Origin of the sequence: Nostoc sp. (assembly GCF_036919495.1) — a bacterium.
GTDB lineage: Bacteria > Cyanobacteriota > Cyanobacteriia > Cyanobacteriales > Nostocaceae > Nostoc.
Genome location: NZ_JBALBZ010000161.1, coordinates 24,586 through 36,396 on the forward strand (window position 1 = coordinate 24,586; position 11,811 = coordinate 36,396).

Annotated in this window: 9 protein-coding genes; 4 read left to right on the top strand and 5 right to left on the bottom strand. The window is 44.1% G+C overall.

Annotated features, from left to right (window positions below):
* Positions 1-42 precede the first annotated feature (42 nt).
* Positions 43-237 (bottom strand): hypothetical protein, encoded by a 195-nt coding sequence (locus V7K25_RS23115; protein WP_335160955.1) that lies wholly within the window; start codon positions 235-237, stop codon positions 43-45.
* Positions 238-359: 122 nt separating this feature from the next.
* Here V7K25_RS23115 and V7K25_RS23120 point away from each other — a divergent pair, with 122 nt between their 5' ends.
* The 3 genes from V7K25_RS23120 to cheB are packed head-to-tail and all read left to right on the top strand — an operon-like array spanning position 360 to position 4,119.
* Positions 360-629, top strand: a complete 270-nt coding sequence (locus tag V7K25_RS23120) for a hypothetical protein (RefSeq protein WP_335160957.1) — start codon at positions 360-362, stop codon at positions 627-629.
* A gap of 12 nt (positions 630-641) precedes the next feature.
* Positions 642-2,975, top strand: coding sequence for a hybrid sensor histidine kinase/response regulator (locus tag V7K25_RS23125; RefSeq protein ID WP_335160959.1), 2,334 nt, complete (start codon positions 642-644; stop codon positions 2,973-2,975).
* Positions 2,976-3,033: 58 nt separating this feature from the next.
* The gene (gene cheB / locus V7K25_RS23130; protein WP_335160961.1) at positions 3,034-4,119 is read left to right on the top strand and encodes a chemotaxis-specific protein-glutamate methyltransferase CheB; all 1,086 of its coding nucleotides are present in this window, start codon (positions 3,034-3,036) and stop codon (positions 4,117-4,119) included.
* Positions 4,120-4,165: 46 nt separating this feature from the next.
* Here cheB and V7K25_RS23135 read toward each other — a convergent pair whose 3' ends face one another.
* From V7K25_RS23135 to V7K25_RS23150, 4 genes are all read right to left on the bottom strand, one after another.
* A complete protein-coding gene (locus tag V7K25_RS23135; protein ID WP_335160963.1) occupies positions 4,166-4,549 on the bottom strand; it encodes a response regulator in 384 nt (127 codons plus the stop codon).
* A gap of 96 nt (positions 4,550-4,645) precedes the next feature.
* Positions 4,646-6,688 carry a GAF domain-containing protein gene (locus V7K25_RS23140; protein WP_335160965.1) on the bottom strand — a complete coding sequence of 681 codons (2,043 nt, stop codon included), beginning with the start codon at positions 6,686-6,688 and terminating at the stop codon, positions 4,646-4,648.
* 955 nt (positions 6,689-7,643) lie between these two features.
* Positions 7,644-9,419, bottom strand: coding sequence for a beta strand repeat-containing protein (locus V7K25_RS23145; RefSeq protein WP_335160967.1), 1,776 nt, complete (start codon positions 9,417-9,419; stop codon positions 7,644-7,646).
* A gap of 318 nt (positions 9,420-9,737) precedes the next feature.
* Complete coding sequence (locus V7K25_RS23150) at positions 9,738-9,878, bottom strand: hypothetical protein (RefSeq protein ID WP_335160969.1); 141 nt, start codon at positions 9,876-9,878, stop codon at positions 9,738-9,740.
* Positions 9,879-10,891: 1,013 nt separating this feature from the next.
* Between V7K25_RS23150 and V7K25_RS23155 the strand changes: the two genes are divergently transcribed.
* On the top strand, positions 10,892-11,788 hold the full coding sequence (locus V7K25_RS23155) for a cytochrome c peroxidase (RefSeq protein WP_335160971.1): 897 nt from the start codon (positions 10,892-10,894) through the stop codon (positions 11,786-11,788).
* Positions 11,789-11,811: the final 23 nt, after the last annotated feature.

An 11,811-nucleotide genomic window follows, 5' to 3' on the forward strand; every position in this document is an offset into this window, starting at 1 on the left:
CTCCTGCTGTGAAGCCTACTGTTACACACAAGTTTTTTAGAGTTACTGCGTAATGGAGAGTAAGTTAATTTTTGCAGGTCGATGCAACAAAGGTGCAGGTCGATGCAACAAAGGTGCAGGTCGATGCAACAAAGATGCAGGTCGATGCAACAAAGGTGCAGGTCGATGTAACAAAGGTGCAGGTCGATGCAACAAAGGTGCAGGTCGATACAACAAAGGTGCAGGTCGATACAACAAAGGTGCAGATTAAGAGACTTGTATGTATACCCGTAGCTTGATGGGGTCAATCTAAAATCCAAAATTGTGTAATAGCAATATCTGGAAATTCTCGAACTTATCCACTTACAGGAGATTGCAAGATGGAAAGCAAACGAAATTGGAGACTAAGATACTGGATTATTGGCGGGTATACAGTTCCCGTGCTGGCATTGTTAGTTTCTGCCGGAATGACGATCGTCAATATCAACCAGCAAGCGATCGCCATTCAGCAAATTGTCTCTGCCATGAATGACCTGAATATTGCTGCGCGTGAAACAGCCAGTGGCATTAGCCAGATCCGCTCTGGTACCAAACAACTAAACGAGTCAGCGCAAACACTCAAGGCAACTATTCAGTCGCTCAACCCCTAACTACTTAAAACTATGATGATCGATGATGAAGAACTGAGAGACGTTTTCAAAGTAGCCAGCGAAGAACATCTGCAAAACCTGGATGATGGATTACTGCATCTGGAAAACCATCCCGACGATCTGGCTGTCCTGGAAGCCTTGATGCGAGAGGCGCATTCCCTCAAAGGCGATGCCAATATGCTAGGAATCAAAGATGTAGGCACTCTGGCACATCAAATTGAGCATGTTTTGACTCAACTCAAGCAACAAGAAAACCCGGCATCCTCGTTGGGCAATGCTACAACAGACTCACCCTATGAACGCCTTGCTCATGCGATCGCCGCTATCCGCAAACTCGTTCATGAAGCTGTCACCGGAGAACCTGCTAGGGTTGATACCTTTTATGCTCTGTCCGAATTGATGGGAGCGCAGCCAGGAAAGGGGGAAGATAATCCAAGTCAGTATCCAGAAGTCAACAGTATTAAAGCTACGAATACAGTAAAAAACCATACTTTAAATAGAAGTCAAGAGCCAAAGGAAAACGGAGCGATTCAAAATCCAAAATCCAAAATCGTTCGACTGAGCGAAGCCGAAGTCCAAAATTCCCACACTCCCACCAATAGCTACCGCATCGAAACAATCCGCGTTGGCACTCGCCACCTAGATACATTGATGACGCAAGCAGGGGAGTTAACTGTAACCAAAATTCGGATTGCTCATCGGCTGGGAGAAATTGAGGCGATCGCCAATCTGTGGGAAGAATGGAATCGAGATTTATTCACTAATCGGTTTGCGTTCAGCCGAGAGCAACAAGGTGATGTCGCCCTGCAAGGTCTAGAAACTTTTCATCATTACTCTGAAAAACGATTAGAACAATTGGGCCATTTGGTGAAAACCTTGCAGAGTTCCCTTTCAGAAGACACAACCCGACTGGAACAACTAAGTAGCGATCTAGAAGAGGGTATTCGTACCCTGCGATTGCTGCCCTTTGCAACGATTTTCAACCTCTTCCCTCGGATGGTGCGCGATCTGGCGCAGCAGCAGGGAAAATTGGTAGAGTTAATCGCAGAAGGCAAAGATACGCTTGCCGACAAACGTCTGTTGGAAGAAATGAAAGATCCGCTAATGCATATACTGCGGAATGCGATCGATCACGGGATTGAGCCACCACAAGAACGGGAACGGCTAGGAAAACCAACAACGGCAACAATTCGGCTCAGAGCTTACCAGACTCCCACTAACATTGTGCTGGAAATCAGTGATGATGGCCGGGGGCTTGACCTGGATAAAATCAAACAAATAGCGGTGAAACGGGGCATTTGCGGCGAGGAAGAATTAGCAGCAATGACTCTCAACCAGATCCAAGCGTTGATCTTCGCACCGGGGTTTTCAACAGCCCCCCTGGTAACAGAAGTATCAGGACGGGGTGTGGGGTTAGATGTGGTGCAAACCAATGTCGAGAAATTGAAAGGTACGATTGAGGTAGAATCGTTTCCCGGATTGGGATGTACGCTGCGCGTCAATCTCAGTATCACCTTAGCAACCGCCCATGTCTTGATTGTGCAAGTGAATCAAATGCCTTACGCCATCCCAGTCGAGTTTGTGCAAATCGCCTGTTTGATCGAGTCAGAAGAGATTTTTCCCTTGGAGGGACGTGACACAATAATTCGGGATAGCCAACCCATTTCGATTGTGCAGTTGGCCGATCTATTAGAACTGCCCCCGATGACATCTGGATTAACTCAAGAAACGGCACTTTCCTGTATTATTCTTCAGGTTGGGCAAGCACAACTGGGTATAGTGGTAGATGCCTTAGTGGATGAGCAAGATGTAGTGATTAAACCCCAAAGTCAGTTACTTAAACGAGTCCGCAATGTTTCTGGAGCAACAATTTTAGGCACTGGAGATGTTTGTATGGTGCTGAATCCCCAGGATTTGCTGAAGTCAGCCCGATCGCGATCGCAATCCATTTCTTCTACCCAAACTCGTCAACTTGCGCCCACGAAACAAACCGTCTTATTAGTCGAAGATTCCATTGCCACACGCACTCAAGAAAAGCGAATTTTAGAAACCGCAGGCTATCAAGTGATTACTGCTGTAGATGGTTTGGATGGATTGAACAAACTGCGATCGCATACCGTTGATGCCGTTGTTAGCGATGTGCAAATGCCAAATCTCGATGGCTTGGGGTTAACTGCCAAAATCCGCCAATATCAAGAATATAGCGAACTTCCAATTATCCTGGTTACTTCCCTTGCCAGCGATGAAGATAAACGTCGGGGTGCGGAAGCCGGAGCCAATGCCTACATTATCAAAGGTAGCTTTAATCAAGAAGCCTTGCTGTCAACCCTCAAACGGTTAGTGTAGAGGTTTTCGGATAAATGAAGAATAATTTTCTCGTAAAATCTCAACTTACTGTCAATTGATGAAAAACTTTGCCCCGATTCGCGTCTTTCTGGTGGAGGATTCGCTCGTCGCCTTAACCATCCTCAAGCGGATTCTGGCAAGTTCCCCGGAAGTGGATGTGGTGGGAACTGCTCCCAATGGTGTAGAAGCATTGGAGCGAATTCCAGCCGCACAGCCCCAGGTAATCTGCACCGATTTACACATGCCCAAAATGGATGGACTGGAACTAACCCACCGGATTATGACAGACTATCCCCGTCCCATTTTGGTGATCAGCGCCTCCGTCAACACCGAAGAAGATTCCCGCAATGTTTTTAAACTGCTGCAAGCGGGTGCTTTGGATGTTTTTCCCAAACCCAGCATTGACTCACTTTCAGACTATGAACACGTCAAGCACGAATTAATCAACCGGATCAAAGTTCTGGCAGGGGTTAGAGTCTTTACTCGCCACACTTCCCGAACTGCGAATTCGCAATGGGCTATGCCCCGCTACGCTAACGCAATTCCCAATTCCCAATTCTCCCTGCCCAAAGTCGTGGCGATCGGAGCCTCCACAGGCGGCCCCCAGGCATTACACACGATTCTAAAACAACTGCCTGCAAACTTTCCCGTACCCATTCTGTGTGTCCAACATATCAGCGAAGGATTTCTGCAAGGACTGGTAGATTGGCTAGCAGCAGAATGTTTCCTGCGCGTGACGATCGCCCAATCGGGAGAATTTCCCAAACCGGGTACTGTCTACTTCGCTCCCGAACGACAACACCTGCAACTCGACACTCAAGGGCGATTAAGCTCCGTCAGCACCCCTGCCGTTTCCGGGCATCGTCCCTCCGTCACAGCTTTGTTTCAAGCCGTTGCCACCTGCTACCCGCGATCGGCGGTTGGTATTTTGCTGACTGGCATGGGACGGGATGGTGCAGATGGATTACAAGCGATCGCCCAAGCCGGAGGCACTACCATTGCCCAGAATGAACAAACCTGCGTTGTCTTCGGGATGCCCAAAGAAGCGATCGCTCTGGGAGCCGCCCAACATATTTTGGCGATTGGCGAAATTGCTCCCATGCTATTGAATCGAATCTGCTATATCAACTCTAAACATTCTTAGACATCTTTCGTCCATTTGACGTTTTATCTCTGCGTAATATCTGTAATCAGGAGCCAATAAATTTTCGTACAGCTTCACGCAATTGTTCAGCATCAAAAGGTTTGATTAGATATTCTGTTGCACCCGCCAGATGACCCTTCACCCGGTCGAAGGGGGAGTCTTGAGAAGTCACCATAATCACAGGCAAATGCTGAAACTGCGGCAGGCTTCGCACAGTGCGGCAAAACTCCAACCCGTTTACATCCGGCATCTGCACATCCAATAGCAAGACTGAAATCCGTTGATGATAAATGATCGACAGAGCATCAATCGCGTTAGCGGCTGTTATTACTTGATAGCCCGGTTCTAACGCTCGTTTAATCATTTGATGAATCACAGGGCTATCATCAAGCGCGAGAACAATCTGTGAGCTTGTCGTACCATTTGACATACTTTACAGTCGATGAGTCAATCATCGTTGGCGTTTACCCTAGCATTCCCAAAGAAAGACTTGAATAATTGATATTTTGATAATTTTTTACACGTTTCAAGTACTTTTAACCAGAGGCTCAACCGGAATTTGAATCCAGAACTCGCTCCCTTTCCCAAGTTCTGAGGAGCATTTTAAAATGCCGCCATGTTTTTCAACCACAATTTGGTAGCTGATGGACAGTCCCAGTCCGGTTCCTTTGCCGATGGGTTTGGTGGTGAAGAATGGATTGAACAGTTTTTGCTGCGTTGTTTCTGTCATGCCAGAACCGTTATCTCGAATCCGAATCACTACACTATCTGCGTGGGAGGGTTGGGATGGATCAGAACTACCCGATTTTTCTCTACTAATGAGTTCTGTTTCAATGGTAATGATCGGATTAGGCGTTTCATCTAAGGCATCGATCGCGTTACCCAAAAGATTCATAAATACTTGATTCAATTGTCCCGCATAACAATCAACAGGCGGTAAATTTTCGTATGCTTTAATCACTTGAATCTCAAAATTGGCACTGGTTAATTTCAAGCGATTCTTCAAAATTAACAACGTGTTGTCAATCCCTTCATGGATATTTACAGGTTTCATCTCGGCTTCATCCAGGCGCGAGAAGTTCCGCAGAGACAGGACAATTTGCCGAATTCGTTCTCCACCCATTTGCATCGACGACAATAGACTGGGCAAATCTTGTGTTAAGAAATCAAAGTCGATGTCCTCTATCTTTTCCTGAATAGCATCAGTTCCATTGGGATAGGTTGCCTGATAAAGATGCAATAGTTCCAGCAAATCCCGAACATAGTTGGTTGCATAAGCAATATTACCGTTAATAAAGTTGACTGGGTTGTTGATTTCATGGGCAACTCCGGCCACCAATTGTCCCAGGCTCGACATCTTCTCTTGCTGTATTAGTTGCATTTGGGTTTGCTGCAACTGGCTCAGTGCGTTCCCCAGATAGGTGGCTTGAGTTTGAGCGGCAAAGGCGGTTGCTCGTGTTTGGGCAAGTAGTTCTGCCTGATCGAGACCGATCGCTACTTGATCGGTGACAGCTTTGAGTAACCGGACTTCGCTATCAGTCCATTGGCGCGAACCGCGACAGTGATGGCAAACAAAAGCACCCAACTGACCAGAATGGGTTCTGAGTGGCAGCAAAAGCACCGAGGTTACTGCCAGTTGACGCAGCAGGGCCCGATCCTCCGAGGTTAGTGCTTCTGAGGTAGTAGAAACATCCTCAATTCGTAGCATATCTAGATTTAAGATAGTTTCTGCTAGAACGGAGCCATGCCCAAGAGAAAGTTCCCCTAGCGCCATCTGGATCTCTGGGTTAGTCGCTTCGTGAGTCACCATAAAGTTGAACTGATTTTTGTTGGGCAGACACCACACAAAGTCACAGCGATCGGCTTGTAACAGAGTATGAATCTCATTCACCGCCGTTTGTAAAATCGTGTCCAGATCCAAAGAATTACGAATTTGATTTGCCAGATTAAACAGAATTGAATCTTGTTGACCAACCAATTCCTGAGTAATCAATTGCTTTTTTAGTTGTTTGATTTCCGGGATCATTTGACGCAGCTTTGTGGTGTTGCGCTTTAGCTCCAATTGCGCTACCACTTGATGGCTGAGTGTCTGCAATCCTTTCTGTTGTTTCTGGCTCAGATCGCGTGCTTCAATGTCCATGACGCAGAGTGTACCCAAGACACAACCACCAGTTGTTACCAGGGGGACTCCGGCATAAAATCGGATATTGGGAGCATTTATAACGAAGGGATTGGTGGCAAAGCGGGGATCAGCCAAGGTATCTGGAATCACAAATACATCTGACTGACGAATGGTGTAGTTACAAAATGTGAGGTCTCGTCGAATCTCTGTTAATGTGATTCCCACCTTAGACTTAACCAACTGGCGATCGGCTCCGATAAAACTCACCAGTGCCATTGGAGTTTGGCACAAATCAGCTGCCAGTGCTGTCAAGTCATCTAATGTCCGATCGGGCACAGTATCCAAACCCTGAAACTGATACACTGCTTTGAGCCGTGTCAACTCGTTGGTGCAGGGCATCGTTGTGCAGGAGAGCATGGAATCAAGTAATAATTCAGGGATTTTCATAGTTTTATTTTAATTGAGGTGCGATCGCTAATGTCACAGTCAAACAGGTACATTTGCAATCACTACTCTAAGTTTGTCTGAAGCTTTAGATTTCATAAGTTCTTATTTTGTAGCAATATTTTTTAAATCAAATTATGAATGCGAGTTCAAGTATAACGCCGTTCACTTCAATGCTGTTAATGGCAAACTGATTGTAAAACTTATCCAGACCTGACTGACTGCTTGTGACTTCAATTGTGCCTTAGAGATATTGCACTAGCTTGTTCACCAAAGCTAACCCTAATTCTGTAGCACTATTTTGTCCAATTTCGCTTTAAGGAATCTGGTAAAACAAGCCGAAAAGGCTAGTTTTTTTATCAAGAAAGGCAGAGGGCAGAGGGCAGTATTCCTTCTGCCTCCTGCCCTCTGCCTCGGTCGTAGGGATGTAAGGGTCTAAGACCCCCACTGAATAACTAATGTCGAAATTGAATGACTTAGAAGGTCGATAGCTAGCACCAAACCCAATCAAGGTGCGATCTCCACCGGGTAATCGGCAGTCCCTAAATTTGTAGAAATCCCTTAAATAGGCAATGCATAAGGATTTAAATTAGTGACAAATAATTTTAGGACTTACGCATACTCTACGAATCCTTGGCGTTCTTCTCTAACGAGACGCTGCGCGTTGGCGGAAGCCTCTCGTAGAGATGGCGTCTTCTCTGCGAGACGCGAAGCGCGATGGCGGTTCGATAAATTAAGCTTTTTGGCAATTTTTGCGTAAGTCCTAAATTTATTATTATGGTCAAATAATTCGTCGCTCTACAACCACACTAAATCTGCATATGTTAGTAGTATTCGTAGTGGCGGTTCTGAATCCTCACTCAAAGAATACAGAATTCTGAATTATACATTCTTTTTCAATGCATTATCTTTAGTTTAAGATTAAAGATAATCACAAATTGACAAAAAGAATATCGTTTTAAACTTTGACGCATGAAGCTTTAGTGATGAATTTACCTACGACATTATCAAGCTTGATAACCTCAGTTGAATTCTTTTGTGTAGTATCAAAGTTACAATTAATGGTGCTGTAGTCCAGTATAGCAGTGCCAGGGCTTGAGTTATAAATGCCGCCACCATGTCCAGACTCGTAACTACCAGAACTGAGTTCGATCCCAAAAGCTTTATTGTGTTTGATAGTGCTATTTCCCACTGTTAGGGTGGCAGTATTATAGATGCCAGCGCCAAAGTGTGCTTGATTGCCGCTAATGGTACTATAGTCCACGGCAACAATTCCTAACGGCTCGTTGTAGATGCCGCCACCGTAATCCCTGGCATAGTTATTACTAATGATACTGTTACTTACCGATAGGCCACCCTGATTATAGATCCCACCTCCAATAGTAGCCTTATTGTGTTTTATAGTGCTATTTTCTACCGTAATGCTGCCATATACTAGTACATCTGGGCTATGGTAACCGGGGATGATAAAGCCCGGGTTATAGATGGCGCCACCGTATTCTGCATAGTTTTTACTAATGGTGCTGTTATTCACCGTTATAGTGCCTTCATTGTAGATACCGCCGCCTAAGTAACCGTGGTTCTCACTGATGAGACTGTTATTCACGGTTATAGTGCCGTCGATTGTAGTGCTGCCGATGATTGTACTACCGCTAACATAGATACCACCACCGGAGCCGGTTGTACCTGTCGAATTGTCACTAATGAGGCTGTTATTGACGGTTATAGTGCCATCACCCTGGTTAAGACTGATACCGTCATAGATACCACCGCCGTATTCCGCAGTGTTGCGACTAATGGTACTATCATTTACTGAGAGAGTAACACTGCTGTAGATGCCGCCACCGTTGCTGGCGTTATTGCTACTGATGAGACTGTTACTAACGGTTATAGCGCCTTCATAGATACCATAGATACCACCGCCGTATTCCGCAGTGTTGCCAATGATGCTACTCTTATCCACTGATAAGATCCCAGAACTGAAGATGCCGCCGCCGCCGTAGTAGCTAGACCTGAAGCTGACACTGTTGTCACTGATGAGGCTCTTACTCACCGTTATAGTGCCAAACTCGTAACCAAAGATGCCGCCGCCTCCGTATTCCGCAGTGTTGGCATGAATGGTGCTATTACTCACGTTAACGATGCCTATATTGCGGTTGCCGTTCTCCTTAAAAACATAGTTGTAGATGCCTCCGCCTTCTCTGTATGCAGTGTTGTCACTAATGGTGCTTTTATCGACTGATAGAATCCCAGAGCTGAAGATGCCGCCGCCGTTGTTTGTCGCCGAATTGCCAGTGATTGTGCTGTTGCTCACGGATAGGGTGCCCTGATTGAAGATAGCACCGCCATCTTCCGCAGTATTGCCAGTGATAGTAGTGTTGCTCAAGTTAAGGACGCCTTGATTGGAGATGGCACCTCCTCCTCCAGCGTTTTTGTAGCTATTGGTAATAGTTAACCCGTTGATTGCAACAGTTACACCATTGCCAATGTCAAAAACACGGTCAGCACTATTATCACTAATACTTAGTAAGCCTGGATTTGTGCCTTGAATGGTAAGGTCATCTGTGATACTCAGACTACTACCAGTCAAACTGATGGTATGAGCGAGTCCATCATTAAACATTCCACCAAAATTGATGATGTCTTTTCCTGTCAAGGCATTGGCATTTAAAATTGCCTGCCGCAGAGAACCTGCATCACTGTTCTTGGTGTTAGTCACGGTAAATATAGACATTGAGGTTATTTCAATCCTTTGTTAGTATAAAATTTTACATTTAGCATTCATTTTCATACCTGACTTTCCCCGTATTTGGAAAATCTCTCTCCTCCTATAAGCTACGGTGTACACACAAGTCTAGAAATCCCACTTGAAAATTGCTTTCGTTGCCCTAGTCCTAAAATTAGGGGGAGAAATGGAGTTTCAAGTCACCCAAAATTTGAGTATTTATGGGGCTAAAAGAGTTGAAACCTTTGCGGCACTTAGTGTGTACATGGTAGCCTCCTATGACTGACAGAGATTTTAAATTTTCCCCCTCTCCTATCGAGAAAGAGTTTAGGTTCTTCGTCGGCTTTTCCAAATAAGGTGCAAAGTCAGGTAGTCGCCTGTGCCTGAGCGACTAAAGTCACTGCCGTTGGCGTTACCACCGATTGGCAACTCAGGTCTTTTGCTTTCAAGTGCTAGCACAGAAAACATCTGAGTATATGGCTAAAACCTAGATTTTCCTTGGAGTTGTTTTAAGTCAGAAGTGGAAAATTATACCCTTCGAGAATATTAAAACATCTTTTAAGAGTGTTAATAACCAAAAATAATCTATTATTCGACACTTGGAAATAAGCAACATGCAGATAACCTGATAAAAATTAAATACCGAAAATTACTTATATGTCTATAATTTAAGAAATATCTTCGCATAATCTTTATGTTATCGACTTATAGAATAGAAGTAGATATGTGTAAATAATTAAAGGTTTGTAGTGATGATTTTAGTTCTCAAATAAGGGCTAAATCCCTTGCTCTAAAACATTTTAAGATGTTTTGTATTACTTAATATAGTTTGATTTATTCTCGCTTACTTACTAAATGTATTATAAGCACTAAGCTTAATCTGTTCTTTATATTTTGCTCTCGTCATTTGCGTAATAACCCAAGTTGCTAGTTACTCTTATGAGCGATCGCATTACTCTCGTTAAGCAATAAAATGCCCTCCAAGAAGAAAATTAGGAGGGCTATATGCTATCACAGACGACCTGTTGAAGGCGATTGGACATAATGAAGATTGTCGTCGAGCCATGAACTACGCAGATAATGAAGGGATTGCTGCTCACTTAGAAACTTTGTTAAGTCTTGCTATCTTTAATCAACAAAAATATTAATCAACTGAGTAAATCTAAGCAACCAAATTGTCCCCTCATTTTCGGGTTACGGAGAAAACATTGGCTGTAGCGCAGCGAACTTTTATAAATATTGCGTGTCGTCTACGAAAACCTTATGAGATGAAACTGAAAACTCAACAGACAGTACCCTGTCAAATTATCAGACAGGATTTTTTCTAAACTTTTGTAAACAATTGGTTAGTTTTGCATAAAACTTGTGTGCCCAATGTAAGTTATACAGGTACTTGCTTGACAAGCATTAATTGAGGTTTACTTGATCTAACATTGCGTAACCATTGTGGAATGTTTCGGTGTTATTTGATAACAAAACTCATGGGAATTATACCAATAATAGGCTTAGTAGCCTTTATTACTGGCTTATCAATTTACTTTCTACTGACCTCAAGAGGTCGAATTTTGCTCAAATCTTTGATGATAAAAATAAACTGCCAATGGTGGAGACTTAGCTTTGGCAAGCTTAACCAACTAGGAACAAGATTTTCCAAGACTATAGCAATTGCTGTGATTATTATGGTAGCAGTAATCGCTGGAAATAGTGTATCCGCGCAGGTTACGGGGTCGCCTCCAGTTTCGCTCAAGAGCGTATCGGTTCCAGAACCTGACAATCTTGGAGAATTTGTAAAAAATAAAGCAGATGCAATCAAGTTAGGAAAGACTCTTTTTTGGGATATACAAGTTGGGAGCGACGGAGTAACCTCCTGTGCTACTTGCCACTTCCATGCTGGAGCCGACAATAGATCCATAAATCAGATTGCTCCTGGGCTTTTGCGAATTAACGCTGACCGTACAGAGAATCCAGATATAATTTTTAATATAGGCGGCGCGCCAAACTACCAGCTAAGAAAAGAAGATTTTCCCTTTCACAAGCTGTCAAATCCAAATGATTCTACGACTGTGGTATCTGACATTAACGATGTTAGCTCCTCTCAAGGAGTCGCAAATACAAAATTTGTTGGTGTTATACCTGGTAGCTCAAGAGACCTAGAAACAAGTGAGCCAGATCCAGTCTTTAAAGTGGGAGGTATCAATGTGCGCCGCGTCCAGCCGCGTAATACGCCAACCGTAATTAATGCAGCATTCAACTTCCGCAACTTCTGGGATGGAAGGGCACAAGATATCTTTAATGGGGTGAATCCCTTAGACATCTCCAAAATAGTAACGTTCTGTGGTAAAAGAACATCAGAGAGCTTTTTTGACATAGAAATATGAGCAACATACTGAAACACATTGAA